The following is a 26,242-nucleotide window of genomic DNA, read 5'->3' as shown; positions in this document are numbered from 1 at the left end:
CCCCTGACGACGTTAATAGGAGATATACTGCGCCTGTTTTTTTGTTAAGGGATTTATTTTGTTTAAATACATTGTTTTGCCGATTGCCTTGATCGGCGCCTTTGCCGGCGCGCATGCCGATGAAGGGCAGTGGCAGCCATACCAGTTGCCGGAGCTGAAAACCGAATTGAAGCGCATCGGCATCGCCATCCCGGCTGACAAGCTGGCCGACCTGGGCAAGCATCCGATGAGCGCCATCGTCTCGCTGGGCGGCTGCTCGGCCTCGTTCGTTTCCGACGCCGGCCTGGTGGTGACCAACCACCATTGCGCCTACGGTGCGATCCAGCGCAATGCGACCCCTGAACACAATTACATCAGCAATGGCTTCCTGGCCAAGACCCGCGCCGAAGAGTTACCGGGCGGCCCCAACAGCCTGATCTACGTCACCGACAAGGTGGAAAACGTCAGCGACCGCGTGCTCAAGGGCTTGAGCTCGGTGATGTCCGGCAGCGCGCGCCATGAAGAAGTGGAGAAGCGCATCAAGGCGCTGATCGCCGAATGCGAAACCGACCAGATGTACCGCTGCTCGGTGCCGGCTTTCCACCGCGGCCTGGAATACTACCGGATCCGCCAGATGATGATACGCGACGTGCGCCTGGTGTATGCGCCGTCCGAGACGATCGGCAATTACGGCGGCGACGTCGACAATTACGAGTGGCCACGCCACACCGGCGACTATGCCTTCCTGCGTGCCTACGTCGGCAAGGATGGCCGTCCGGCCGATCCGTCGCCGGACAATGTGCCGTACAAATCGAAAGACTTCCTGGTGGTGTCGGCGGCGGGCTTGAAGGCCGGCGATCCGATCTTGCTGGCCGGCTACCCGGGACGCACCAGCCGCTACAAGCTGCCGGCCGAGATCCGCGCCGCGCGCGATGTGATGTTCCCGCTCAAAGTGGCTGAGTTGCAAGCCGACCTGGCCGTGATTGCCGGCGCCACCGCCGGCGATGCGGCCGCCGACGTGCGTTACGCCAAGGTGGTCAAGAGCAGCAGCAATGTGCTGAAGAAAACCCAGGGCTTGCTGGAAGGCTTCGCGCGCAAGGATATCGCCGCGATCAAGGATGTGCAGGACGCCGAATTCCGCGCCTGGTACGTACGCCAGCCGGGCCAGTCGCCGGCCTTGCTGGCCGACCTGGATGCGGTGATCGCGTCCGACATGGCGCTCAGCGAAGAAGAGTTCGCCTGGTCGGTGGCCACCAACAGCGATTTGCTGACAAGCGCGCGCACGCTGTACCGCCTGGCGCAAGAGCGCCAGAAACCGAACCAGCAGCGCGCATCGGGCTACCAGGAACGCGACCTGGCCTTCATCAAGGCCCGTCTGGCGCGGCTGGAACAATCGTTTGTCGGCAAGGTCGACCAGGCGCGCTTCATCGGCGGCTTGCAGCGTTACGCTACACTGGCGGCCAAGCGGCATCCGCAAGGACTGGACGGCTTGCTGCCGGCGCCGGACAGCGTGGCCGCGCTGTACCAGCACACCCAGCTGGCCGACACCAGCACGCGGCTGGCCTGGATGGACCAGGACCTGGCCGGGATGGCCAAGTCGGATGATGCCTTCATCAAGCTGGCGATCAAGCTGAACACGGTCGGCCTGGTGCTCGAAAACCGCCGCAAGGAAGTCAACGGCAACCTGGAGCGCGTGATTCCGCAATACATGCAAGCGGTGATCGCCTGGAAGAAATCGCAAGGCAAGCCGGTGTATGCCGACGCCAACTCGACGCTGCGCGTCACCTACGGCACGGTGGCGCCGTATGCGCCGCGCGATGGCGTCACCAAGGGTCCGTTCACGACAGTCGAAGGCATCGTCGAGAAATACACCGGCAAGGCGCCGTTCGAGGCGCCGCCAGCCTTGCTCGAAGCCATCAAGGCCAAACGTTACGGCCAGTTCAGGGATACGCTGCTCGGCACCGTGCCGGTCAACTTCCTGACCAGCGCCGACACCACCGGCGGCAATTCCGGTTCGGCGGTGATGAACCGCAATGGCGAGCTGATCGGCCTGAACTTCGATTCGACCTATGAGTCGATCACCAAGGACTGGTACTTCGACACCGCCATCACGCGCGCGATCCACCTGGATATCCGCTACATGCTATGGGTCATGAAAGAAGTCGACCATGCGGATAATGTGCTCAAGGAAATGACGATCAAGTATCCGCGTAAATAAGCGCACTCCGAAGCAGCGCAGTCAAAAAAAGCCGCGGCCGCCAGTGATGGCGCCGCGGCTTTGTTGTCGCCGGCTTGTGATCGCAAGCGCGTCAAGGAATCGGGCAGATCTTGCTCGGATTGCCGATCTGGCATTGCCATTTCCACTGCACGCGCGCTTCTTCGCGCAATTGCACGGAAAATGCAAGGGCTGGCGAATTAATCGAAATGGTGACCAGGTTGGCGGCATAGTTCTCTTGCTGCGGTTCTGAAATACCGCGCACACCCTTGATATCCAGGCCCGTGCCGAGCTGGATATCCATCCGGCTATTCGCAATCAGGTATTGCAGGTTGTCATTGATGTATTGGCCGATCGGGAAAGTCCGGCCATCCGGCAAGGTGACCGTTTTTCCTGGTGGAACCAGGCGGTTCAGGCCGACCAGCCAGTTCTGGTCACGGCCAAAGAGTAATTTATCCTTGACGCCATTCATCGCGCCTTTGACGCCATCGGCGATACGGCTATCGATGGCGCCTTCGGCCTTGTTGATGATCCATGAACCGACCACCGGCAAGATCCACGACAGATTGGAATCGCAGTCGGTGGAGGAGGTCGGATTGCCGGTCATGCCGACCTGGTCCGAGATCAGTGCGCCGCCGACCGCGCCGTATTGGCCGGTGATCGACATATTATTCAGCGCGGCGGTATTGACGCACGTAAAACTGATGACGCCGAATTTTTTGCCGGAATAGCTGTTGCGGGCCTGGTAGTTAATCCCGTCCAGCGTCATGAACACCACGCCGGAAGCCTGCGGTTGCAGGCTGGCGTGCAGATTGCCGCTTAATGTGCCGTCGAGAAACTTGACGCCGTTCTTGCCGGCTTCTTGCGCCATGACATTGTTCAGGCTTTGCTGCAAATTAGGCTGGATATTGCGCATGTCGGCCGACACGGAGAACAGTGTGCTGCTGGTATCATTCCTGCCTTCCCGGTAAGACAAGGTGCCGCCGCCAAGATTAACCGTGACGACATTGTCCTGGCTGATAAACTTCGGCACCCAATCGGCGTGCGCGCTGCCACTGACCAATGCTGCCGCCACGAAAACGAATTTACGCATGAACATTCCTAAGGAAAATAATTTGTACTGGAGTTGCGGATAGATGATTGAGCAATCTTGTTACTCTGAATAATATTGCCATATAAAAATCTTTCCATCTATTATTATTGTTTATTTTTAATCTCAATTAATTAAAGTGCAGCATCTTTGATACACATTGCAACATCTTGCATGTTGACGCGAAAACTCGCATACTGCCGCACCTGCGCACAAGCCATCCATCCAGGCGGCGGCCAGGAATTGCCGTTGCCACCTTCGCCTATTTCATGAACGATACGCTCGCCTTCCTCGGCTTTGTCAATGCGCCGCTGGCCCTGATGGGCCTGGCTACCACGCCGCTGGAATTGATCGGCTTTGTGCTGGCCTTGATCACGGTGCTGCTCAACATCCGCCAGTGCCACTGGGCCTGGCTGTTTTCGATCATTTCGTCGGCCACCTACGCGCTGGTGTTTTACGAATCGCGGCTGTATGGCGACATGGGCTTGCAACTGGTGTTCATCGCCGTGTCCGTGTGGGGCTGGTACCAGTGGCTGTTTGCTGGCGCCGGCAATGCCGCCACGGAACCGTTGCCGGTGACGCGCTTGTCGCTGCGCGGCTGGGGCTGGTCGGCGGGCGCGTGGCTGGCCGGCTTTGTGATCCTGTCGTGGTTCTTGAAAACCTGGACCGATACCGACGTGCCGCATGCCGACGGTTTCCTGACGGCCGGCAGCTTGCTGGGCCAGTTGCTGCTATCGCGCAAGAAGCTGGAAAACTGGCATGTGTGGATCGTCGTCGATCTGCTGTATGTCGGCTTGTACCTGTATAAAAACCTGACCCTGACGGCGCTGCTGTACGCGGTGTTCGTGGCGATGGCGGTGATCGGCTTGCTGGCCTGGAAAAAGGCCGCGCCCGCGGCGCCGGATGCGATGGTCTTGAAATGAAGCGGATTGCGATACTGGGCGCCGAATCGTCCGGCAAATCGACGCTGGCGGCGGCGCTGGCGCAGCGTTACGACACCGTCTGGGTGCCGGAATACCTGCGCGAATTTGTCGAAACCCGGCAGCGCGTGCCGTTCGACAGCGACCAGTTTTTCATCGCCAGCATGCAGCTCGAGCGCGAGCGGCTGGCCGAGGCGTCCGCCAGGGATTTCCTGTTTTGCGACACCACGCCATTGATGACGGCGATCTACAGCGGTTTTTATTTTGGCGGCGCCGACCGGCAACTGGCGGCGCTGACTGCGAGCAGCCGCTACGATGCGACGCTGGTGACGGCGCCCGACAGCCCGTGGGTGGCCGATGGTTTGCAACGCGAATCGGAAAGCGTGCGCCAGGCCATCCACCGCCAATTATTGCTGGAATTGGCGCGGCGGCAGATTCCCTACCTGATGGTGGACGGCAGCCTGGAACGGCGTATGGAACAGGCCGGGCAATTGCTGTCCAGCCTGCTTTGATGCTTTGCTTGTAACAACTGCTTAAAAGTCGAACTGGGCCGACGCCTTGAAGGTGCGGCTGGCGCCCGGGAACAGGTAGCCGCCCGAGTCCGGCGCGGCGTCGCGCCAGTAGAATTTATCGAATACATTGTTGATCGCAAAGCGCAGCGTGGCCGGCGTGGCGCCGATGCGGGTGGCGTAGGCCGCGCCCAGGTTGGCCACATGATAGGCCGGCACGAATACCTGGTTGGCATTGTCGAAGGCTTTTTTGCCGGAATACTGCCAGGTCGCGTTGAGCTTCAGGCCGGCCACTTGCGGCACGCTGTAGTCGGCGTACACCGACGACTTGAACGCCGCCACGTTCGGCAAGCGCTTGCCGTCGATCGTGTCGTCGCCGGTGCCCGATTGCCGGCTGTTGAGCGCCATCGCCGAGACGCCGATCGACAGGTCGCGGCTGGCCTTGCCTTGCGCCGACAATTCCAGGCCGCGGTGCTGGATCACGCCATGCCTGACGAAGGTATTGCTTGCGTCGATATATTCCAGGCCCTTGCGGATCTGGAACAGGCTGGCCGCGACCATCAGTTCCGGCGTCAGGTCGGCCTTGGCGCCGAGTTCCACCTGTTTCGAGCGGTTCGGGTCGAGCACGGCATTCGGGTTGCTGGCCGTGACCGAGGCCACGCCGCCATGTTCCAGCCCCTGTGAATACGCACCATACAGCGACACATTGTCGAGCGGGTTATAGACCAGCGCAAAGTTTGGCAGCAGGAAATCCTTCTGCGGCTCGCTGACTTGCGAGGCACTTTTAAACACATACTGGCTGCGCTCGGTTTGCACGTAGCGCAGGCCGCCATGCAAGGTCCAGTTGCCCGACAAGTGCAGGATGTCTTGCACGAAGGCGGCGCTTTCCTTTTCATTGCGCACTTCGCGCACCGGGCCGGAGCTCAGGCCGGTCGGCTGCACGATCACCGGCTGATAGATATTGCTGCCGCCCGCATACTCGTACAGATAGTTGCCGGCGTCGTCGCGGCGGTGGAAATACGACAGGCCGGCACTGAAATCGTGGCGCAATCCGCCGGTCGCGAATTTACCCTGGATTACAGCCTGGCCAGCCAGCGGCGATTTCGATTCGCCCAGGCTTTGGTAATCGTAGACGTCGTAATCGCCATTGCCGCAAAAGCCGGGGAACAGGTTTTGCGCGCTGCAACCGTAAGGGAAGGCGGTGTAATCGTCGCGCTTGAACGAATGGCGGTTGGCCGACAGCGTGGCGTGCCATTCCGGGTTGAATTGATACTGGAAGCGCAGCCCGATATTGCTGCTGCTGGTTTGCACCGGCAAGCTCCACGGCTGCTTGTTCAGCATATTGTCGGCCTTGATGCCGGTCGGCAGCGTGGTACCGTTCAGCAATTGGAAACCGGGCGCCGTCACTTGCGATTTCTTTTGATAATCGGCGTCGATTTGCAGCAGCGCTTGTGGCGAGATTTGCCAGTCGAACGCGCCGGAAATGAATTTGCGGTTGCCGTCGGCGCCCTTGATGTAGGAGCGCAGGCGTTCGGCCGCGACGTTGATACGGTAGCCGAAACGCGTGTCTTCGAAGCGGCCGCCCACATCGAGCGCGCCATACAGCGTGCCGCGTTCGCGGGTTTCCACGGTGACCGTGCGCAGCGGCGTGGCGGTCGGGCGCTTGACGATGAAATCGACGATGCCGCCCGGCGCCGCGATGCCCGACTGGAAGCCCGACAAGCCTTTCAAGACTTCGATGCGCTCCTTGTTTTCCAGCGGAATCTGGGTATCGCCGGGAATCGCCAGGCCATCCTTGCGGTAGCTGGAATTATTATCCAGCGCAAAACCGCGGATCGAGAATTGCTCCGAGTAACCGACCGCGTTATACGCGTCGCTGATGCTGGCGTCGTATTGAACCGCATCGCTGACGGAGCGGATTTGCAGGTCCTGCATTTGTTCGCGGGTCAGCACGCTGACCGAGGCCGGCGTCTGCAACAGCGGCGCATCGGAAAAGCCGGCCACCGAGGCGCGGTTGGCGGCGGCGATCCTGGTGCCGGTCACCAGCACTTCGGTCATGGCGGTATCGGCATTGGCGTCGCCATTGGCGGCGGCTGGCTGCGCGGCGGACGCGGAAAATGCCTGCAGCACTGCCAAGGCGGCGATCGATAAATTAGGTGTGGAAATAATGGACATGGCTGCTCTTGTTTCATATCGGCGTGCCGATATGCTGCTTGTTCGGCTGGCGCCAACGCAGGAGCAATCAAAGGGAAGAAACTTTGCGCTTTCCTTCGCTGGCATTATCCAGATCAGGTACGAAGGGTATCTCTCACCCGGAAACAGTATGTACGTTTCCAGGACCCCTAGCGAAAGCGAAGCTTACCACGAACCGGGCCGTCCTCACAAAAAGTGCTGGCGGTTTTACAATAGTGCCTGGGCCACTTGCTGCCAGCCGCCCGGCGATCCCCAACTGGCGCTGGATGGCCAGCGAGGCCGGCCGGAAAGGGGAGGCTGCGTGCGGCCAGGCTTGCCTAGTGGCGTGTTCCGTGGCGTGCTCCTCAGGCTGCCCACAGGCCGGTGTTGCTGCGCCGCATGGCGACGAAACCCGGCGCCGCTTCGATGCGGGCCAGCCAGTCTTGCAGGTGCGGATACGGCGCCAGGTCGATCCCGCCTTCGGGGGCGTGGGCGGTATAGGCGTAGAGCGCCAGGTCGGCAATGGTCAGGCGCGGCGCCGCCAGGTAGTCTTGCTTGGCCAGTACAGCGTCCATGGTAGCGAACAGTTGCGCCGCCACCGCATGCGCCTGCGCCATATCGACCGGTTTCTTGAACACCAGGCCGACCCGCGCCAGCGCCGGGCCCTGCGCCAGCTGGCCGGCGGCGACCGACAGCCAGCGCTGTACTTCGGCGCGGCCGAGCGGGTCGGCCGGCAGCCATGCTCCGGCGCCGTAGCGTTCCGCCAGGTAGACCAGGATGGCGGCCGAATCGCTGATCACGGCGCCGTTGTCGTCGATCACGGGAACTTGCCCGAACCGATTTTTCTGCAGGAATTCCGGACTCTTTTGCTGGCGGCTTCCCAGGTCGATCTCGACCTTGGCGTAGCGCAGTCCCAGCATGCTGAGCATCAGCTCGACGCGGTGCGTGTGCCCGGACAAGGGGTAGCCGTAAAAGGTTATCGTGGAATCTTGTTTGGTCATGTTGCTTCCTGGTAGCGGTGGATGGGGCAGCCTGCATTGATGCCGGATGCGTATGAGCGCTTACCAGTCTAGGGCGGTGTGCGGCGCTATACTACGGAGAGAATAAGAAACACTTATGAGGGAAAAGCATGAATAACGGCTTGTACGAACATATCGAGGTGTTTTTGGCGATCGTCCAGGCGGGCAGCCTGACCGGCGCCGCGATCACCACCGGCATCGGCCAGGCCACCATCAGCCGCCAGTTGGCCGCGCTGGAGGCACACCTGGGCGGCCGGCTGTTTCTGCGCTCCACCCGCGCCATCAGCCTGACCGAACGGGGCGAAACGTTCCGCGAGCATGCGCTGCGGTTGCGCGAACTGATGCAGCAAGCGCAGGCGGCGCCGCGTGAAAACGGCACCTTGCGCGGGCGCATACGGGTCGCGTGTTCGCATGGTTTCGCCAAAAAACTGTTGATACCGATGTTGCCGGAATGGCAGCGCTTACATCCCGAAGTGGAGATCGAATTATTGCTCGCCGATAATGTGTTGCCGGTGGTGGTGGAACGGGTGGACCTGGCCTTCCGTAGCGGCCGCTTGCGGGAATCGGGCCTGGTGGCGCGCCAGGTCGGCGCCTTCGAGCACATCGTGGTGGCCGCGCCGGCTTATCTGCGCCGGCATGGCGTGCCGCTCGCGCCGCGGCAACTGGCGGCCCATCAATGCATCCTGTTTTCAGGGTGGGAGCAGCCGGCCAGCTGGCGTTTTGGCCAGGGCGCCAGCGAGGTGACGGTCGAGGTCGTCAGCCGGCTGCGCATTTCCACGCTCGATGCGATCCAGGACGCGGTACTGGCAGGCTTGGGCATCGCCATCATGCCGGAGTGGTTTTGGCGCGCCGAACTGGAGGACGGGCGTGTGCTGCGGCTGCTGGCCGATCATGCGCTGGAGACGCGCAGCCTCAGCGTCGTCAGCGCCAGCCGCCATGCGCCGGACAGCAAATATGCGGTGTTCAGCGCCTTCGTCGAACACATGCTGGACACGCTGTCGTATGGCAAGCGCGACGGCAAGTAATCAGCAACGCAGTTACAAACTCATTTCCAGCACTTTCCGGCTCACCCCGGCGTTCACTTCGCGCTGTTCGCCGAGGCTGGTCCTGCCGTGCGCTTCCAGCGCTGCCACCACCGCGTCGATGCTGCCGCGGTGCAGGCCGTAATCGGCGAGCCGGGTCTTGACGCCCATCTGTTCAAAGAATTGCTCGGTGCGCACGATGGCCGCTTCGATGCGGCTGTCTTCGTCGCCGCCGGTCAGGTTCCACACCCGCGCCGCGTATTGCAGCAGCTTGGCGCGCTTGCTCTGCTTGCGTACCCGCAGCATGCTCGGCAAGACGATGGCCAGCGTTTGCGCATGGTCCAGGTCGTACAGCGCGGTCAATTCATGGCCGACCGCGTGGGTGGCCCAGTCTTGCGGCACGCCGGCGCCGATCAAGCCGTTCAAGGCCAGCGTCGCGCTCCACATGACGTTGGCGCGCACATCGTAGTCATCCGGCATCGACAGCGCTTTCGGGCCTTCTTCGATCAGCGTCAGCAGCAAGCCTTCGGCAAAGCGGTCTTGCACCGCCGCATTGACCGGGTAGGTCATATACTGTTCCATCACATGCGCATAGGCGTCGACCACGCCGTTGCCGACCTGGCGCAGCGGCAGCGTGACGGTGGTGTCCGGATCGAGGATGGAGAATTTCGGGAATACCTTGCGGCTGTTGAAGGAACGTTTTTCCAGCGTCGACTTGCGCGTCACGACCGAGCCCGAATTCATTTCGGAACCGGTGGCCGGCAAGGTCAGCACGCAGCCGAACGGCAGCGCGGCGTCGACGATCTTGCCGCCGATGGCCAGAATATCCCATGGCTCGCCGTCATGCAGCGCCGCCGCGGCAATGAATTTGGCGCCGTCGATGACCGAGCCGCCGCCGACCGCGAGCAGGAAGTCGATCTGGCCGGCCTTGGCTTGCTCGACCGCCCGCAGCAGGTTTTCATAGGTCGGATTCGGTTCGATGCCGGAAAATTCCAGCACGGTATGGTTTTTCAGCGCGGCCCGCACCTGGTCATACACGCCATTGCGCTTGATGCTGCCGCCGCCATAGACCAGCAGCACGCGCGCCTCGGCCGGCACCAGCCGCGACAGCGCGGCGATCTGGCCCTGGCCAAACAGGATACGGGTCGGATTGTAGAAATCGAAGTTAAGCAAGATGGCTCCCGGCAGAAAAATGCTTCAGTACGGTCATTATGTCCGAAGCAGTCAAAACGCGCCGGACGCCGCTTGAGATTTTGCCGCCGCGGGAGCAGAATGCGCACAACCGTCAACCAGGGAAGCACCATGCCACCAGATGAATTGCAGGAAAACGCCGCCGGCTTGCCGGCGCCGGCGATCGATATGCACCGCGCCATCAACGCGCTGGTCGAGGCGCTCAGGGCGCTGGACGCCAACAGCCAGCGTTTCGAGGCCTGCACCGATCCCGAATTAAAGCGCCTGCTGGCGCACCGCGCCGACACCGGCCGCAAGGATATCGCGATGCTGCTCGAATGGATGCGCCGGCGCGACAGCCGGATGGACAAGGAAATGAAGGAGGCGCTGTTCAAGGCCGGTCCGATCGTGGCGCAGTTTCATTACGAATAGTGAAGGCGCCTGCGGCTAGCCTGCGCCGCGATTTTCCATCCTCGCGTATGGTTCGTTATCGGTGTTTGAAAACGCATCATCACGGAAGGGGAATGCATGAAGTTGTTACCATACCGCGAAGGCAGCTGGTTCGCGGTGCCATTGCAGGGCGGCGGTTATGCGGCGGGGCTGGTGGCGCGCACCGCGCCGTCGGGGCGCATTATTTTGGCGTACATGTTCGGGCCGAAGCGGGCCGCGCTGCCGTCGCTGGCCGACCTGGTCTCCTTGCGCGCCAGCGACGCGGTACGGCGCTTGCGCACCGGCGACATGGGCTTGATCAATGAGCGCTGGCCGGTGATCGGCGACGCGCCGTCATGGGATCGCCATGCGTGGCCGATGCCATCCTTTATCCGCCGCGCCGACGCGTTGAGGCGGGCCTGGTGCGCCACCTATTCCGACGCCGATCCGGCCAAGCTGGAGCGCGAAGAATCGGTCCCCTACGATACCGAAGGACTGGAAAGCGATTCGCTGTACGGTTATGGCGCGACGGAATTATTGATGAGCAAGTTGCTGACGTAGGCGGGATCTACTGTTACGCGCTGCCGTACTTTATTTCTCCAGTGGCGCGGTAGTGAAGCCTACACCGCCTGCATCACGATCTGGATCGCCAGGCCGCCGCGTTCGCGGTTGCGCACGTGCAGTTCGGCGCCGTGGCGCAGCAGCACCCGGTCGACGATGGCCAGCCCCAGTCCGGCGCCGTTGGCCTGGCCGCGCGCGCTGTCGAGGCGGGTGAACGGCTTCAGCAATTGATCGATCTGCTGTTCCGGCACGCCCTGGCCATGGTCGCTCACTTCGATCACCACCCGCCGTGCCGCATTGCTGCCCTTGACGTAGCAAGCGATGTCGATTTCGGTGTGTTCCGTTCCTTCCGTCTTGCCGTAGCGCCGCGCGTTCTCGATCAGGTTGTTGATCACCCGTTTCAAGTCGGTGCCATTGCCCATCACGTGGGCGCCGTCGGCGATGTCGGCGTTGACGATCACGTCCGGCAGGCGCATCGCTTCGCGCGTGCTGTCGCCCAGCAAGCCGCTGATATCGATGCTGGTGAAGCTCGATGCGTCGGTCGGTTTGGCGTAGTCGAGGAACTGGCCGATGATGGCGTCCATCTGGCCGATGTCCGATTGCATGCCGATGCGCGCATCGTCGGGCAGGCGGGCCATTTCGATTTCCAGCTGCATGCGCGCCAGCGGCGTGCGCAAGTCGTGCGAAATGCCGGCCAGGATCACCGCGCGGTCCGATTCGACCTGTTTCAAGTCATCGACCATCTGGTTGAAACTGCGGTTCGCTTCGATGATTTCGATCGCGCCGCGTTCCGGCAGCGGCGCCGGCTGCTTGCCCTTGGCGATATCGCGCGCGGCCGCCGTCAGGCGCGACAGCGGACGGTTGATCAGGTTGGAAATGATGGCCGCGCCGATCAGCGACAGCAGCGACACCAGGCTGGCCCAGCCCAGCCACTGGATGCCGGTCAGGCCGCGGATCGGTTCGCGTTCCAGCATCAGCCAATAGTCGTCGCCGTCGATCTTGAAGCTGACCCAGAAGCCGGACACGCCGTTGACGCGCGCCGAAAACAGCGTGTCGTTGCCGAGCTTGGCCTTGACCAGCGCCTCGATTTCGGGCATCAGCCAGCTGTCCGGCGCCTGCTCGATGCGGTCGTCGTCTTCGCGCAATAAAATGCGGATGCCTTCGTGGCTGACCAGGTCGAACAGCAGCTCGCGCCGCAATTCCGGCGCCGAGTGGGTCAGCGCGGCGTGGGTAATGGTCACCACCGAAATGATGCGCGCCGCGATCTGCTGCGCCTGCGGTTCGCGCTGCGTCACGCTGATCATGCCGATCCACGCGGCGATGCTCATCGTGGTGAGCAGGCCGAGTAATAAAAAGGTCCGCCAGAACAGGCCGCTTTTAAGCCGGGCCAGGCTGATTTCCGGGAAAAACTTCATGCGTGCCTGCCCGCCCGATCAGCGCGGCTGTCCCTCTGGAATGAAGACGTAGCCGAGGCCCCATACGGTCTGGATGTACAGCGGGCTCGATGGATCGGGTTCGATCAATTTGCGCAGCCGTGAAATTTGCACGTCGAGGCTGCGGTCGAACACTTCGTATTCGCGGCCGCGCGCCAGTTCCATCAATTTTTCGCGCGACAGCGGTTGCCGCGCGTGGCGCGCAAACACTTTCAGCACTGAAAATTCGCCGGTCGTCAGCGGCACGGTTTCGCCATTTTTCTTCAGCGTGCGGGTGCCGAGGTCGAGCACGAACTGGCCGAACTCGAACGATTGCGGCGTTTCCGACGGCGCGCCCGGAATTTCATCCGGACCCTTGCGGCGCAGCACGGCGCCGATGCGCGCCACCAGTTCGCGCGGGTTGAATGGTTTCGGCAGGTAATCGTCGGCGCCCATTTCGAGGCCGACGATGCGGTCCACGTCTTCGCCCTTGGCGGTCAGCATGATGATCGGGGTCTGGTCGCCGGCGCCGCGCAGGCGGCGGCAGATCGACAGGCCGTCTTCGCCCGGCAGCATCAAATCGAGCACCAGCAAGTCGTAGCGCTCGCGCAGCCACAGTTTATTCATCGCCGGCGCACTTTCGGCGGTGAACACATTAAAGCCTTGTTCGGTCAGATAGCGGCGCAGCAAATCGCGCAAACGCACGTCGTCGTCCACTACCATAATCTTTGCCTGGTGGCCATGGTTGGACTGCGCCGTTGTATTGCCGCCGGAATTGGTCGTCGATATTGTCGTCATTTGAGGGGTCGTGTTATCTTATATAGGTTGCTATGGTAACGTCTCTTCGCAAGCTGGCAAATGGCTGCGCCAAGGCATTACAAACTGTTACAAACTTTACCCAATTACTCTTACAGCACCGTGTAAAGCATCATACACTGGGGCATCAGTGGAATTAAGCTTTTATGTTTATACGGCATCGCGGAAGAGGAAAACAATGAATATCATCCCCCTAAAACATCACGCCGCTTGCAGCGCATCTTTTAGTATTCGTTCGTCCTTTACCACGGTTATGGCAAGCGGTTTCCTGTTGGGCGCACTGGGCGCCAGCGGCGTTGCACTGGCCGAACCGCCGCAGCGGCGCGACGAAGCGCCGCAAATGCAACAGCAGCGTTTCGAGCCGGCCCGCCTCAGCGAAAAGCATTTTTCCGAGCAGGGCCAGGGTGACACGCGCGCCTTCGACAGCCGCGCCGAAGACCAGCGCCGTGCGCAGCAAGACCGCGCCGAGTCGTCGCGCCGCAATGGCCGTTTGACCCCGGACGAACGGCGCGACCTGCGCCGCCAGATCAACGAAGCCGGCCAGGATATCTACGCCAATCCGCCGCGCCGCTGATACGCTCCTGGCCGCATTTGCACGCTGGCTTGCCTCCGGCTTTGACCGGGCGCAAGCCAGTGTCGTTTCAAAACCTCGCAATGTGTCAATATTTCCAGCTTGCATTAACCTGTGTGTAAGAATAAATTCTAACCCATAGTCTGGCCCCCGCCGTGTTCTGCTGCGCGCACGCCGGCGGCCGCCAGGCCAGCATTGAATGTGGAGCATGCCGGTGTCAGCTAAGCGTGTCATGGCGCATGCCGCAGTCGCTGCTGTACCAGCTAGTGGTATTGCCTTGCCGCAAGGCTTGCAGCGGCGCGCCGATGGCCTGTTTTTCAATATCAAAATGGCAGCTTCGGACTTGCAAGCCGCGCTGGACCAGGTATTCCGGTGCGGCGCCTATTTCTCCGGCCTCGACTACCGCGCTACCGCGTGTTGACGCGCGCGTTTGCATTGGCGCGCCAGGCGGTACAAGAGAGAAAACACAGCGCCAGCCAGTCGCGCTGCCGTATCCGCCTGGTCGATGGCGACACCGTGGTGCGCACCATGGAAGCGGCCAGCGCCGCCAAGGTCTATCAAAAACCGCAGCGCGACATCAAGGCCCTGTTGCGCAGCGTTAATTCGGAGATCGACGTGATTTTTACCGGCGCCAGCGGCGCGAGCTGGACTGGACCTACCAGGCGCCGGAGGATTAGCCGGTCTTACAGACTGACCTTGCCGCGCAACTGTTTCTGCGCGCCATGGGTGCTTTTGCTGTCGAGGCGGCGCCGTTGCGAACCGCGGGTCGGCCTGGTGGCGCGCCGCAGCGCCGGCAAGAAGGTGATGCTGTCGATCATTTCCTGCAAGCGCCGCAACGCTTCTTCCTTGTTTTGTTCCTGGCTGCGCGATTGCTGCGCCTTCAGCACGATTACGCCATCCTTGGTGATGCGCTGGTCGCGCAAGGCCAGCAGCCGTTCCTTGTACGCTTCCGGCAGCGAGGAATGGGCGATGTCGAAGCGCAAGTGGATGGCGCTCGACACCTTGTTGACGTTCTGGCCGCCGGGCCCCTGGGCCCGGATCGCACTGAATTCGACTTCAGCGGGATTGAGGATGTGCTGGACCTGCATGGATAAAGCCTTGTCGGATAAAGTGGCGCGAGCGCCATTGTAGCGTTTGTCGTGGTTTTTGTCGTTTTAAAGGCTCGGAATCGGCGATTTTAGCGGGTTTTTCGGCAAGGTTGATGCCTGTCAACGCTGCTTGCGAGCAGGCTGGTTAGCATGGTTTTAGTCTCTTACCTTTCCGCAACATTGAAGGAGCACCATGCAGGCAATTTCCACAGCATCTATGGCTGGCGCCAGGCAACAGTATCTGAGTTTCCAGCTAGGCGGCCTGGAGTACGGCCTCGATTTCCGCACGGTACAGGAGTTGCGTCCGTTCAATGCGCTGGAGCGGCTGACTTCGGAAGGCGCGGTCGTCAGCGGCGTGGTGGTGTCGCGCGGCGTGATCATGCCGATCGTCGACATGCGGCTGGCGTTCGGCAGCAAGCCGGATACGACCGATCCGCTGACCGACGTGATCATCTTGAAACTGAGTCATTGCGTGATGGGCATGGTGGTCGATGGCGTGACTGATATCGTCACGCTCGACAGTGCCGATATCGTGCCGGTGCCGGGTACCGAAGGGGCGTCCGACGTCGAGTATTTACTGGGCATGGGACAGGTCGGCGGGCGCCGGCTGATCTTGATCGACATCGATAAACTGATGGCGATACGCAAGGTCGGCAGCGGCGCCAGGCAAGCGGCCCAGGCCGCCTGGGCTACTTAATTGCCCAGCTTTTCCAGCTGCTCCTGCAAGTCCAGCCATTCTGCTTCCAGTTGCGCCAAATCCTTGGTGAAGAAGGTTTGATCAGCCAGTAACTGTTTCAACTTGGCTTTGTTGGCCGCATCGTAGATACCCGGTTGCGCCAGCTTGGCGTCGACTTCTTCCTTTTGCGCATTGCGTTTGGCGATTTGCTCTTCCTGGCGCTTGATCTTGTTTTCGATCGGCTTGCGCAAGGCCGCCACGCGCTGGCGCTGCTCGGCGTCGAGGCGCTTCTGGTCGCGCTTGTCGACCGCCGGTGCGGCCGGGGCCGCTGGCGATGCGACCGGCGAGGTGACCGGGAAGTCAGTCTTGTTGGCCTTGCCGGCCGCCGGCAGCACATCGGTGCCTTTGCCCAGCTTGGTCTTGAACAGCCAGTCCTTGTAGTCGTCCAGGTCGCCGTCGAACGGCTGCAGCTTGCCGTCGGCAACGATGATGAATTCGTCGGTGGTGGCGCGCAGCAAGTGGCGATCATGCGAGACCACCACCAGCGTGCCTTCGAACTGCGCCAGCGCTTCGGTCAGCGCTTCGCGCGTTTCCAGGTCCAGATGGTTGGTCGGTTCATCGAGCAGCAGCAGGTTGGGACGCTGCCAGACGATCAGGGCCAGCGCCAGGCGCGCCTTTTCGCCGCCGGAGAAGGGCGCGATGGAACTGGTCACCATGGTGCCGGGGAAGTTGAAGCCGCCCAGGAAATTGCGCAACTCTTGCTCGCGCACGGTAGGCGCAATCTTGGCCAGATGCCATAGCGGCGATTCGTCATGGCGCAGCATTTCCACCTGGTGCTGGGCGAAGTAGCCGATGTTCAAGCCCTTGCCGATGGTGGCGTCGCCGGTCAGCGGCGTCAGCTCGCCGGCGATGGTCTTGATCAAGGTCGATTTGCCGGCGCCGTTCTGGCCCAGCAAGCCGATGCGCTGGCCGATCTGCAGCGAGAACTTGATGCCGTTGACGATGGTCTTGTGGCTGATTTCGCCGGTGCTCTCGTTTTCGATCTGGTAGCCGGCGTCGACGTCTTCCATCACCAGCAGCGGATTCGGCGCGCTGAGCGGCTCGCGGAACTCAAACGAGAACTCCGCGGCGGCGCGCAGCGGCGCCAGTTCTTCCATCTTGGCCAGCGCCTTCATGCGGCTTTGCGCCTGGCGCGCCTTCGAGGCTTGCGCCTTGAAGCGGTTGACGAACGATTCCAGGTGGGCCCGCTTGCGCTGTTGCTTTTCCAGCGCGCCGGCGGCCAGTATCATTTGCGCCGCGCGCTGACGCTCGAAGCTCGAATAGTTGCCCGAGTAGCGCTTCAGCTTGCGCTCGTCGATATGCACCACCACGTTGACCACTTCATCGAGGAAGTCGCGGTCATGCGAAATGATCAGCAGCGTGCCGGCATAACGTTTCAGCCAGTCTTCCAGCCAGATGATCGCGTCCAGGTCCAGATGGTTGGTCGGTTCATCGAGCAGCAACAGGTCGGACGGGCACATCAGCGCTTGCGCCAGGTTCAGGCGCATGCGCCAGCCGCCCGAGAAGCTGGCGACTGGCTGCTGCATCTGGTCCAGCGTAAAACCCAGGCCAAGCAGCAATTGTTCGCCGCGCGACTGTACGGTATAGGCGTCGGCGTCGGCCAGCGCGCTATAGATTTCACCGATGGCGATGCCGTTTTCCGAGCTTTCCGGCTCCGCTTCCAGGCGCGCCAGTTCCGCTTCCAGCTTGCGCAGCGTGACGTCGCCGTCGATGGCGTAGTCGAGCGCCGCGCGATCCAGCGGCGGGGTTTCCTGCGCCACGTAAGCCACGCGCCACTTGGCCGGGAAATCGATCTCGCCCTGGTCGGGGTGCAGCTCGCCGCGCATCATCGCGAACAGGCTCGACTTGCCGGCGCCATTGGCGCCGATCAAGCCGATCTTGTCGCCAGGATTGAGGGTCACGTCGACTTGTTCCAGCAACGGTTTGATGCCGCGCATCAGGCTTACTTGTATAAAACGTATCATTTTTTGCTTTTAAATTGTAGGGTGCTTACCCAACCCCGATATGAATACTGGCGTTGCCGGAATGTCGTACGGGTCCTTACAGTTTCAACTGGTCGGCGGTCAACAGGAACACCATGTCGTCGCCGGCGCTGGTGGTCAGCCAGGTCAGGCCCAGTTGACCGAAGGCGGCTTCGGCGTATGCGCGTTCGTTGCCGATTTCAATCATCAAGATACCGTCGTCGGTCAGCCGTTCGGCCGCGCCGGCGATGATCTTGCGCACCAGGTCCATGCCGTCGCTGCCGCCGTCGAGGGCGATTTGCGGTTCCGCCAGGTATTCTTGCGGCAAGGCACCCATCGATGCCGAATTGACGTAGGGCGGATTGGTGATGATCAAGTCGTATTTCTTGGCAGGCACATTCTGGTACAGGTCCGATTCGATCAGCGTCACGCGCGATTCCAGTTTGTAGGTCTCGACGTTGCGACGCGCCACGGCCAGCGCATCGGCCGAAATATCGACCGCGTCGACCTGTGCGTTCGGGAAGGCGTCGGCCAGCATGATGGACAGGCAGCCGGAACCGGTGCACAGTTCCAGGATGTTTTCCACCTCGACCGGCTCCGGCACCCATGGCGAAAAGTATTCCGGGATCAATTCGGCGATGAAGGAACGCGGCACGATGACACGCTCGTCGACATAAAAGTTGTAGGTGCCGAGCCAGCCTTCATTGGTGAGGTAGGCGGCCGGCACGCGGTCCACGCTGCGGCGTTCGATCACGGCCAGCACCGAGGCGACTTCTTCCGGCAGCAAGCAGGCGTCGAGGAAGGGTTCCAGCTTATCCAGCGGCAATTTCAGCGTATGCAAGATCAGATAGGCCGCTTCGTCGAAGGCTTCGGCGCTGCCGTGGCCAAAAAACAGCTTGGCGGTGTTGAAACGGGTCACGGCGTAGCGCAGCAAGTCGCGTGGCGTGGTGAATGCGGTCGGGGTCATGATGTGTTCTCGAAAAAGCGGTATCCGGATCCGCGACGCGCGGACCCCGGTGGTTCTGATTGTTTCTTGATTGCCTGTATTAGCGTCAGCGCAGCAAATTTTCCAGCGTACGCCGATAAATATTCTTCAGCGGATCGATAAAACGCAATTCGATGTGCTCGTCGATCTTGTGGATACTGGCATTGGGCGGCCCGAATTCTATCACTTGCGGGCAGATCTGCGCGATGAAACGGCCATCCGAGGTCCCGCCGGTAGTCGATAATTCGGTTTCCACGCCCGTTTCGGCGTGGATCGCTTGCGACAGCGCATCGCTCAAGGCGCCGCGCGGCGTCAGGAACGGCAAGCCGCTCAAGGTCCACTTCAGCTCGTATTCCAGGTCATGCTTGTCGAGGATCGCCTGCACGCGGCGCTGCAACTCTTGATGCGTGCTGGCGGTCGAAAAGCGGAAATTGAAATCGATGGCCATGCTGCCCGGAATCACGTTATTCGCGCCGGTGCCGGCATGGATGTTCGACATTTGCCACGACGTCGGCAAGTAATACTCATTGCCCTCATCCCATTGCTCGGCCACCAGTTCGGCCAGCGCGGGCGCGGCCACGTGGATCGGATTCTTCGCCAGTTGCGGGTAGGCGATATGGCCCTGGACGCCCTTGATGACCAAATGGCCGGACAGCGAACCGCGGCGGCCGTTCTTGATCATGTCGCCCAGCGTACCGCTGGACGTCGGTTCGCCGACGATGCAATAGTCGATGTGTACGCCGCGTTCGCGCAGTTGATTGCAGACGATGACCGTGCCATCGGTGGCCGGGCCTTCTTCATCGCTGGTGATCAGGAAGCCGACCGAGCCGGCATGGTCCGGATGGGCGGCGATGAATTCCTCGCAAGCGACGACCATCGCCGCGATCGAGGTTTTCATGTCGGCGGCGCCGCGGCCGTACAGCTTGCCGTCGCGGTGGGTCGGCGTGAACGGTTGCGAGCGCCATTGCTCGACCGGGCCGGTCGGCACCACGTCGGTATGGCCGGCGAACACCAGCAGCGGCGCGCTGGCGCCTTTGCGCGCCCACAGGTTGGTGACGCCGTTGGAAATCATGGTTTCGCAGACGAAGCCCAGCGGCGTCAGCAAGTCGATCAAGTGTTGTTGGCAACCCTTGTCGTCAGGGGTGACAGAAGACAGGGCGATCAGTTTTTCTGTCAGCGCAAGGGTTTTGGAAGTTGTCATGGTCGTGGAACGCGGCTTGGAGGGTGACGGGGATCAAAGGGAAAAGAGGGCGCGATATTGCGCATCGGAAAAACCGACGCTGAATTGATCGTCTTTGTGCAGCACCGGGCGCTTGATCACCGATGGAAATTCCAGCATCACTTGCAGCGCGCTGCCGGCATCGACCACGGCCGCCTTGCGCTCATCCGGCAAACCGCGCCAGGTGGTGCCCTTCTTGTTGACCAGCACATCCCACTGCAGGTGTTTTTGCCACTCCGCAACGATTTCTCGCGTCAAACCCTGCTTCTTGAAATCGTGGAAAGTGAATTCTTGTTGTTGCTCTGCCAGCCAGACGCGGGCTTTTTTGACGGTATCGCAGTTAGGGATGCCGTAGAGGGTGATGGTCATAGTAAAAATCTGCAACGGGGTGGGTGGGAGTCTGCGCGCTGTGACGTGTCAGGCGAAAAATGTTACGCGGAAAAGTTGCGCAAGCGCGATAGCATACCATGGGATGGCTGCTAAAAAGAAAACCCGCCGGCATCGATGATGCGGGCGGGTACTGGATGTTATCAGTACGGCAATCAGCAGCTGAAAGCCTGTTTCAGGGCTGCCAGGCCATCGGTGTAGATGCCATGAAACAGTTGGACCGCTTCATCGTCGCTGACATGGAGCGGTATAAAGCTGCCCGACCAGGTCACCAGCGCGCTGGCTGGGGTGCCGCCGGCGCCGACCTTGATCGTCGATTGATAGCCGGTCACCGGAAACGGCGCCTGCACAATCGAATAGGTGTAGCTGCGGCCAGGCTGGTCGAACGCTTCCAGCCGCTCGACGATGACCTCGCCGCCTGGCGTTTGCAGCGAGCGTACCCGGCCGCCTTCGCTTGGCACGCTGCTGGGAATATAGGGCAGCCAGTCCGGCAGCGAATTGAAGCCGCCGATCAATTGCCATACGCGCTCGGGCGTGGCCGGGATTTCCAGCGATACCGTGGTGTGCGCCATCTTGTCGCTCCTTTTATTGGCCCTGTTGCGTGCTGGACGGCAGCGGCGCGTTCGGCGCCACCAGTTGCTGGGCGCGCATCTCGTCCCAGAATGCGGCTGGAATAATCGCGTTCAGCGCGGCCTGGTCTTCGGCGATGCGGTCCGGGCGGCTGGCGCCTGGAATCACGGCCGCGACGGCCGGGTTGGCCAGCGAGAATTGCAGCGCGGCAGCCTTGATGCCGACGCCATGGCGCTGGGCGATCGCCTTGATCTGTTCGACCTTGGCGATGATGTCCGGCTGTGCCTTCTGGTATTCGAAATGCGTGCCGCCGGCCAGGATGCCCGAGCTGTACGGACCGCCGACGACGATATCGACATGTTGCCTGGCCGCTTCCGGCAGCAGGCGCTGCAAGGCGCGTTCATGGTCGAGCAGGGTGTAGCGGCCGGCCAGCAAAAAGCCGTCCGGTTGCGCTTCGCTCAGGTCCAGCGTCAATTCGCACGGTTCGACCCGGTTCACGCCCAGGCCCCAGGCCTTGATGACGCCTTCTTCGCGCAAGCGTGTCAATACGCGGAACGCGCCTTTGCGGGCGATATCGAATTGCGCCAGCCAGTCGTCGCCATAAAAATCTTGCGCGATGTCATGTACCCAGACGATGTCGAGGCGGTCGGTTTTTAAACGTTTCAGGCTGTCTTCGATCGAGCGCAGCGTGGCGTCGGCGCTGTAATCGTTGATCATCTTGTTCGGGCGGCCGAATTCGAACAGGCCGCCTTTTTCACCCAGGTCGCGGCTGGCCGGATCTTCCAGCTGGTCGAGGATGACGCGGCCGACCTTGGTGCTCAGCACGTAATCGTCGCGCTGGTGCCTGGCCAATGCCTGGCCCAGGCGGATTTCCGCCAGGCCGGCGCCGTAGAACGGTGCGGTGTCGAAATAACGGATGCCGTGTTGCCAGGCCGCGTCGACCGTCGCCATGGCTTCTGGTTCAGGAATGTTGCGGAACATATTGCCCAGTGGCGCAGTGCCGAAACCCAGTTTGCCGGTCAGTTTGTCTTTGATGCTCATGGTGTGTCCTTGAGTGAGTTGCGAGTAAGTGAGAGCAGTGTAGCTTGCCAAGTTAAGCCTGTCTAAGACATAATTGGCTTAACTTGAGTCCTGTGGGGTCTGATATGCTGGAGCTACGTCAATTACATTATTTCGTCGCCGTCGCCGAAGAAGAGCACGTTGGACGCGCCGCCGAGCGGCTGCATATCTCGCAATCGCCGCTGAGCCGACAGATTGCGCAACTGGAAGAACGGCTGGGGCTGACCTTGTTCGAGCGTAGCCAGCAGCGCATCCGGCTGACCAGCGATGGCCACATCTTCCTGGCCGAAACGCGGGCCTTCCTGACCCATGCGAGCCGGCTGGAGGCGATGGCCAAACGGCTGGGCAAGGGCGATGAGGGCGGCTTGTGCATCGGCCATATAGAGAATGCCATGTATTCCGGTTTGCTGCCGAACGGCTTGCGCGCCTTGCGGGTGAGCCGGCCGACCGTGCATATCGCGCTGTACAACATGGATTCTGCCGAGCAACTGGAAGGCTTGCGCCAGCGTAGCCTGGACATTGCGCTGGTATGCGAACCGCCGGCGCCGGACGACCCCGACCTGGAGTGCGCGCTGGTGCTCAGCGATCAAATGTTGCTGGCGCTGCCAGAAAACCATCCGCTGGCGACATGTGCGCAATTGACGGAAGCGGATCTGCGCGACCAGGAATGGATCGCCATGGGACACAAGGAAACCAAGCTGAGGCATAACGTGTTTGTCAGCGCTTGCGCCGAACAGTTTTCGACGCTGGGTCTGGTGGCGGCCGGGCTGGGCATCGCGATGATACAGAGCAGCCTGCGCCGTCATGCGCCGGCCGGGGTGGTGTTGCGCGAGTTACCGTGGTTCACTTACCGGACCCAGATGTGGGCCGCGTGGCACAAGGTCAACCTGCGCCCGCTGGTCGGGATCTTCCGTGCAACCCTGCTGGCCAGCGCCGCGGAATCAGGTATCGAGCGTAAATGACGTGAACGGGGCAGCCGGCGCCGGCTGGGTGTCGGCCTCGGCCTTCTTGCCGTCCGGTCCATTGTTCAGCAGCCACATCAGGTTGGACGCCGAATCGGCGTTGGCCAGCGCTTCTTCCTGGCTGATTTTGCCATCGCGGAACAGTTGCAGCAGCGCCAGTTCGAACGATTGCGAACCGGGTGACATGCTTTTTTCGATCGCTTCCTTGATCTGGCCGATATCGCCTTGCTCGATCAAGTCGGCGATATGGCGCGTATTGACCATGATTTCGACCGCCGCCGTGCGCCCGCCCGCTTGCAGCGACGGCACCAGCCGTTGCGACACGATGGCTTTGACGGTCGACGATAAATCTTGCAGCAGGGCGCTGCGGTTTTCCAGCGGGTAAAAACCGATGATGCGGTTCAAGGCATTGTAGCTATTGTTGGCATGCAAGGTCGCCAGCACCAGGTGGCCCGATTGGGCGTAGGCCAGCGCCGCCGCCATGGTTTCCTTGTCGCGGATTTCGCCGATCAGGATGCAATCGGGTGCCTGGCGCATCGAATTGCGCAGCGCGGTATGGAAATCGCGCGCATCGCTGCCGATTTCGCGCTGGTTGACGATCGAACGCTTGTTCTTGAACAGGTATTCGATCGGGTCTTCCAGCGTCAGGATGTGGCCTGAGCGCAATTCATTACGATGATCCAGCATTGCCGCGATGGTGGTCGATTTGCCGGAACCGGTGGCGCCGACGATCAGCATCAAGCCGCGCTTTTCCATGATCAGCTCGGCCAATACCGGCGGCAAGCCCAGTTGCGACAGCGGCGGAATGTTGACCGGCACGTAGCGGAATACGGCGGAAATACTGCCGCGCTGACGGAAGGCGGAGAGCCGGAAACGGCCCAGCGCCGGGACTGAAATACCCAGGTTCAGCTCGTTTTCGCGTTCCAGCTCGGCCAGTTCGGCCGGCAGGCAGACTTCGGACAGCAGCGCGTGGATGTTTTCGGTGGTCAGGGCTTGCTGATTGACGGGCATCAGCGTGCCGTTGATTTTCAGATGGACTGGAGAGTTGACCGCGAAAAACATGTCCGACGCGTTTTTCTCTTGCATGAGCTGGAACAAGCGGTCCATTGCCATCTGAATTTCCTTTGTCGTGATGGTCAACTAGCCGGAGTTGTTCCGGCCAGTTCACGTTACGCTATCTGCTTAGATGCCGCGCAACAGTTCGTTGATGCCGGTCTTGGCGCGGGTCTTGGCGTCCACGCGCTTGACGATGACGGCGCAGTACAGGCTGTAGCTGCCGTCTTCCGATGGCAGGTTGCCCGATACCACGACCGAGCCGGCTGGCACGCGGCCGTAGCTCACTTCGCCGGTGGCGCGGTCGTAGATCTTGGTCGATTGGCCGATGTACACGCCCATCGAGATGACCGAGTTTTCTTCGACGATGACGCCTTCGACGATTTCCGAACGGGCGCCGATGAAGCAATTGTCTTCGATGATGGTCGGATTGGCCTGCATCGGCTCCAGCACGCCGCCGATGCCGACGCCGCCGGACAGGTGGACGTTCTTGCCGATCTGGGCGCAGGAACCGACGGTGGCCCAGGTATCGACCATCGCGCCTTCATCGACGTAGGCGCCGATGTTGACGTAGGACGGCATCAGCACCACGTTCCTGGCGATGAAGCTGCCGCGGCGCGCCACGGCCGGCGGCACCACGCGGAAACCGCCCTTGGCGAAGTCGTCGGCGCTGTAGTTGGCGAACTTGGTCGGGACCTTGTCGTAGAACTGCATGGTGCCGTCGGACGTCATCACGCTATTGTTTTCCAGGCGGAAAGACAGCAACACGGCTTTCTTGACCCACTGGTTGACCACCCAGTCGGCGCCGGTCTTTTCGGCAACGCGGATGCTGCCGTTGTCGAGGCCGTTAATGACGTGGGCCACGGCGTCGCGCAATTCGGCGCTGCCGTTGGCCGGGTTGATGTCGGCGCGGTTTTCCCAGGCCTGGTCGATGATTTGCTGAAGTTGTTGCGTCATGATGGTGTGCTCTTATTGGTTGAGGGTTTTGCAGAATCGGACGATGCGCTGCGCGGCTTCCAGGCCTTCCGCCGCTTCGGCGACCAGCGCCATGCGGATGCGGTTGCGGCCCGGGTTGATGCCGTGCGCGTCGCGCGCCAGGTAGCTGCCTGGCAAGACGGTGACATTATATTCGGCGTACAGGCGTTGCGCGAACTCGGTGTCGGACAAGCCGGTCCGGCTGACGTCGGCCCACAGGTAAAAGCCGGCGTCGGGCAATTCGACTTGCATCACTTGTTGCAGCAGCGGCGTGATGGCGGCGAACTTGGCGCGGTATTGGCTACGGTTTTGTTCGACGTGGGTTTCGTCGTTCCAGGCCGCGATAGAGGCCATTTGCACGGCGGGGCTCATGGCGCCGCCGTGATAGGTACGGTACAACAGGAATTTCTTCAATATTTCAGCGTCGCCGGCCACGAAGCCGGAGCGCATGCCCGGCACGTTGGAGCGTTTCGACAGGCTGGAAAACACCACCAGCCGCGCATACGGCCGCTCGACGCTGGACAGGCCCAGCGTGTGGGCCGCTTCCAGCGCACCCAGCGGGGCATGGTCGCCATGGTAAATCTCGGAATAACATTCGTCGGCGGCGATCACGAAATCGTAGCGCTCGGACAGTGCGAACAAATGTTCCCAGTCGGTCAGCGTCAACGTGGCGCCGGTCGGGTTGCCCGGCGAGCACAGGAACAGCAATTTGACGCGCTGCCAGACGTCGGCCGGCACGCTGTCGTAATCGCAGCCGAAGTTGCGGCTCGGATCGGAATTGACGAAATACGGCTCGGCGCCGGCCAGGTAGGCCGCGCCCTCATAAATCTGGTAAAACGGGTTCGGGCTGATCACCAGCGACCTGGCGGCCGGGTCGATGACGGTTTGCGCCAGTGCGAACAACGCTTCGCGCGAACCGTTCACCGGCAGGATCTGGGTGGCCGGATTCAGTGCCGGGATGCCGTAGCGCCGTTCCAGCCAGCCGGCGATGGCGCCGCGCAGGGCCTCCGAACCGATGGTGGTCGGATAGCTGGCCAGTCCGCCGATATGGTCGACCAGCGCTTGCTGGATGAAGGAAGGTGTCGGATGTTTCGGTTCGCCCATGCCCAGGCTGATCGGGGCATAGTCAGGATTGACCGTCACGCCGGCAAATAATTGACGCAGCTTTTCAAATGGATAAGGTTGCAGTTTGTCGAGATGTGGATTCACGTGGGTGGCCGCCTGAAGCGATAGAGAAGACAGACAAAAGAAGACGAAGTTCGGGCTGACATTATAGCGTTGTTGGAGTGCAATAGTGGATTGCGGCAGTGATCATGCTGCCTGGATGATGTCCAGCCGCCGCCGGGCGGGTTAAAATACGGG

At 61.3% G+C, this 26,242-nt stretch carries 26 protein-coding genes and 1 riboswitch; of the genes, 10 read left to right on the top strand and 16 right to left on the bottom strand.

Annotation, left to right across the window (positions count from 1 at the left end):
- Positions 1–58 precede the first annotated feature (58 nt).
- Entirely contained in the window at positions 59–2,197 is a 2,139-nt protein-coding gene (locus tag GJA_RS15265; RefSeq protein ID WP_038493698.1) for a S46 family peptidase, read from the top strand.
- A gap of 91 nt (positions 2,198–2,288) precedes the next feature.
- Here GJA_RS15265 and GJA_RS15260 read toward each other — a convergent pair whose 3' ends face one another.
- The gene (locus GJA_RS15260) at positions 2,289–3,287 is read right to left on the bottom strand and encodes a hypothetical protein (RefSeq protein WP_038493695.1); all 999 of its coding nucleotides are present in this window, start codon (positions 3,285–3,287) and stop codon (positions 2,289–2,291) included.
- Positions 3,288–3,553: 266 nt separating this feature from the next.
- Here GJA_RS15260 and pnuC point away from each other — a divergent pair, with 266 nt between their 5' ends.
- Together pnuC and GJA_RS15250 are read left to right on the top strand one after the other, a co-directional pair.
- Positions 3,554–4,207: a nicotinamide riboside transporter PnuC gene (pnuC, locus tag GJA_RS15255; RefSeq protein WP_038493692.1), complete on the top strand. Its 654-nt coding sequence runs from the start codon at positions 3,554–3,556 to the stop codon at positions 4,205–4,207.
- Positions 4,204–4,716, top strand: a complete 513-nt coding sequence (locus tag GJA_RS15250) for an AAA family ATPase (RefSeq protein ID WP_038493689.1) — start codon at positions 4,204–4,206, stop codon at positions 4,714–4,716. The genes pnuC and GJA_RS15250 overlap by 4 nt, the downstream gene beginning before the upstream one ends.
- Before the next feature lie 21 nt (positions 4,717–4,737).
- On the opposite strand, the gene GJA_RS15245 is transcribed toward GJA_RS15250, so the two are convergent.
- Together GJA_RS15245 and GJA_RS15240 are read right to left on the bottom strand one after the other, a co-directional pair.
- Positions 4,738–6,888 carry a TonB-dependent siderophore receptor gene (locus GJA_RS15245; RefSeq protein WP_038493686.1) on the bottom strand — a complete coding sequence of 717 codons (2,151 nt, stop codon included), beginning with the start codon at positions 6,886–6,888 and terminating at the stop codon, positions 4,738–4,740.
- A 73-nt stretch (positions 6,889–6,961) separates the two neighbouring features.
- Positions 6,962–7,067, bottom strand: a riboswitch (TPP riboswitch).
- 183 nt (positions 7,068–7,250) lie between these two features.
- Positions 7,251–7,886 carry a glutathione S-transferase family protein gene (locus GJA_RS15240; RefSeq protein WP_038493684.1) on the bottom strand — a complete coding sequence of 212 codons (636 nt, stop codon included), beginning with the start codon at positions 7,884–7,886 and terminating at the stop codon, positions 7,251–7,253.
- Between the two features lie 128 nt (positions 7,887–8,014).
- Here GJA_RS15240 and GJA_RS15235 point away from each other — a divergent pair, with 128 nt between their 5' ends.
- Positions 8,015–8,929, top strand: a complete 915-nt coding sequence (locus GJA_RS15235; protein ID WP_051780937.1) for a LysR family transcriptional regulator — start codon at positions 8,015–8,017, stop codon at positions 8,927–8,929.
- A 12-nt stretch (positions 8,930–8,941) separates the two neighbouring features.
- Here GJA_RS15235 and GJA_RS15230 read toward each other — a convergent pair whose 3' ends face one another.
- Positions 8,942–10,099 (bottom strand): iron-containing alcohol dehydrogenase, encoded by a 1,158-nt coding sequence (locus tag GJA_RS15230; RefSeq protein ID WP_038493681.1) that lies wholly within the window; start codon positions 10,097–10,099, stop codon positions 8,942–8,944.
- A 99-nt stretch (positions 10,100–10,198) separates the two neighbouring features.
- Between GJA_RS15230 and GJA_RS15225 the strand changes: the two genes are divergently transcribed.
- Positions 10,199–10,528, top strand: a complete 330-nt coding sequence (locus GJA_RS15225; protein WP_242404554.1) for a ferritin family protein — start codon at positions 10,199–10,201, stop codon at positions 10,526–10,528.
- Positions 10,529–10,624: 96 nt separating this feature from the next.
- Entirely contained in the window at positions 10,625–11,086 is a 462-nt protein-coding gene (locus GJA_RS15220; protein ID WP_038493678.1) for an Imm26 family immunity protein, read from the top strand.
- A gap of 59 nt (positions 11,087–11,145) precedes the next feature.
- Here GJA_RS15220 and GJA_RS15215 read toward each other — a convergent pair whose 3' ends face one another.
- Both GJA_RS15215 and ompR read right to left on the bottom strand, forming a co-directional pair.
- On the bottom strand, positions 11,146–12,501 hold the full coding sequence (locus GJA_RS15215; RefSeq protein WP_038493675.1) for a sensor histidine kinase: 1,356 nt from the start codon (positions 12,499–12,501) through the stop codon (positions 11,146–11,148).
- Between the two features lie 18 nt (positions 12,502–12,519).
- Positions 12,520–13,221: an osmolarity response regulator transcription factor OmpR gene (ompR, locus tag GJA_RS15210; RefSeq protein ID WP_242404668.1), complete on the bottom strand. Its 702-nt coding sequence runs from the start codon at positions 13,219–13,221 to the stop codon at positions 12,520–12,522.
- A gap of 346 nt (positions 13,222–13,567) precedes the next feature.
- Between ompR and GJA_RS15205 the strand changes: the two genes are divergently transcribed.
- Complete coding sequence (locus GJA_RS15205) at positions 13,568–13,888, top strand: hypothetical protein (RefSeq protein WP_242404553.1); 321 nt, start codon at positions 13,568–13,570, stop codon at positions 13,886–13,888.
- 211 nt (positions 13,889–14,099) lie between these two features.
- Positions 14,100–14,306: a hypothetical protein gene (locus GJA_RS27395; RefSeq protein WP_144241553.1), complete on the top strand. Its 207-nt coding sequence runs from the start codon at positions 14,100–14,102 to the stop codon at positions 14,304–14,306.
- Positions 14,307–14,568: 262 nt separating this feature from the next.
- Here GJA_RS27395 and arfB read toward each other — a convergent pair whose 3' ends face one another.
- The gene (gene arfB, locus GJA_RS15200; RefSeq protein ID WP_038493669.1) at positions 14,569–14,973 is read right to left on the bottom strand and encodes an alternative ribosome rescue aminoacyl-tRNA hydrolase ArfB; all 405 of its coding nucleotides are present in this window, start codon (positions 14,971–14,973) and stop codon (positions 14,569–14,571) included.
- 193 nt (positions 14,974–15,166) lie between these two features.
- Between arfB and GJA_RS15195 the strand changes: the two genes are divergently transcribed.
- Complete coding sequence (locus tag GJA_RS15195) at positions 15,167–15,670, top strand: chemotaxis protein CheW (RefSeq protein ID WP_038493666.1); 504 nt, start codon at positions 15,167–15,169, stop codon at positions 15,668–15,670.
- On the opposite strand, the gene GJA_RS15190 is transcribed toward GJA_RS15195, so the two are convergent.
- From GJA_RS15190 to GJA_RS15165, 6 genes are all read right to left on the bottom strand, one after another.
- Complete coding sequence (locus GJA_RS15190; RefSeq protein WP_038493663.1) at positions 15,667–17,673, bottom strand: ATP-binding cassette domain-containing protein; 2,007 nt, start codon at positions 17,671–17,673, stop codon at positions 15,667–15,669. The two genes, GJA_RS15195 and GJA_RS15190, sit on opposite strands and share 4 nt — an antisense overlap.
- A 76-nt stretch (positions 17,674–17,749) precedes the next feature.
- Positions 17,750–18,637 carry a 50S ribosomal protein L3 N(5)-glutamine methyltransferase gene (gene prmB / locus GJA_RS15185; protein ID WP_038493660.1) on the bottom strand — a complete coding sequence of 296 codons (888 nt, stop codon included), beginning with the start codon at positions 18,635–18,637 and terminating at the stop codon, positions 17,750–17,752.
- 85 nt (positions 18,638–18,722) lie between these two features.
- The gene (gene dapE / locus GJA_RS15180) at positions 18,723–19,856 is read right to left on the bottom strand and encodes a succinyl-diaminopimelate desuccinylase (protein WP_038493657.1); all 1,134 of its coding nucleotides are present in this window, start codon (positions 19,854–19,856) and stop codon (positions 18,723–18,725) included.
- Positions 19,857–19,889: 33 nt separating this feature from the next.
- Positions 19,890–20,243, bottom strand: coding sequence for an ArsC family reductase (locus GJA_RS15175; RefSeq protein WP_038493654.1), 354 nt, complete (start codon positions 20,241–20,243; stop codon positions 19,890–19,892).
- A gap of 173 nt (positions 20,244–20,416) precedes the next feature.
- Positions 20,417–20,833 (bottom strand): SRPBCC family protein, encoded by a 417-nt coding sequence (locus GJA_RS15170; protein WP_038493651.1) that lies wholly within the window; start codon positions 20,831–20,833, stop codon positions 20,417–20,419.
- Between the two features lie 13 nt (positions 20,834–20,846).
- The gene (locus GJA_RS15165) at positions 20,847–21,872 is read right to left on the bottom strand and encodes an aldo/keto reductase (RefSeq protein WP_038493650.1); all 1,026 of its coding nucleotides are present in this window, start codon (positions 21,870–21,872) and stop codon (positions 20,847–20,849) included.
- A gap of 104 nt (positions 21,873–21,976) precedes the next feature.
- Between GJA_RS15165 and GJA_RS15160 the strand changes: the two genes are divergently transcribed.
- On the top strand, positions 21,977–22,852 hold the full coding sequence (locus GJA_RS15160; RefSeq protein ID WP_038493647.1) for a LysR family transcriptional regulator: 876 nt from the start codon (positions 21,977–21,979) through the stop codon (positions 22,850–22,852).
- On the opposite strand, the gene GJA_RS15155 is transcribed toward GJA_RS15160, so the two are convergent.
- The 3 genes from GJA_RS15155 to dapC form a co-directional block, all read right to left on the bottom strand.
- Positions 22,832–23,965: a PilT/PilU family type 4a pilus ATPase gene (locus GJA_RS15155; RefSeq protein ID WP_038493644.1), complete on the bottom strand. Its 1,134-nt coding sequence runs from the start codon at positions 23,963–23,965 to the stop codon at positions 22,832–22,834. The two genes, GJA_RS15160 and GJA_RS15155, sit on opposite strands and share 21 nt — an antisense overlap.
- Before the next feature lie 69 nt (positions 23,966–24,034).
- Entirely contained in the window at positions 24,035–24,862 is an 828-nt protein-coding gene (gene dapD / locus GJA_RS15150; protein ID WP_038493640.1) for a 2,3,4,5-tetrahydropyridine-2,6-dicarboxylate N-succinyltransferase, read from the bottom strand.
- Positions 24,863–24,874: 12 nt separating this feature from the next.
- The gene (gene dapC, locus GJA_RS15145) at positions 24,875–26,089 is read right to left on the bottom strand and encodes a succinyldiaminopimelate transaminase (protein ID WP_038493637.1); all 1,215 of its coding nucleotides are present in this window, start codon (positions 26,087–26,089) and stop codon (positions 24,875–24,877) included.
- Between the last annotated feature and the right edge of the window lie 153 nt (positions 26,090–26,242).

Source organism: Janthinobacterium agaricidamnosum NBRC 102515 = DSM 9628 (assembly GCF_000723165.1).
Lineage (GTDB): Bacteria > Pseudomonadota > Gammaproteobacteria > Burkholderiales > Burkholderiaceae_D > Janthinobacterium > Janthinobacterium agaricidamnosum.
This window is presented reverse-complemented; position numbering and strand designations above follow the sequence as displayed.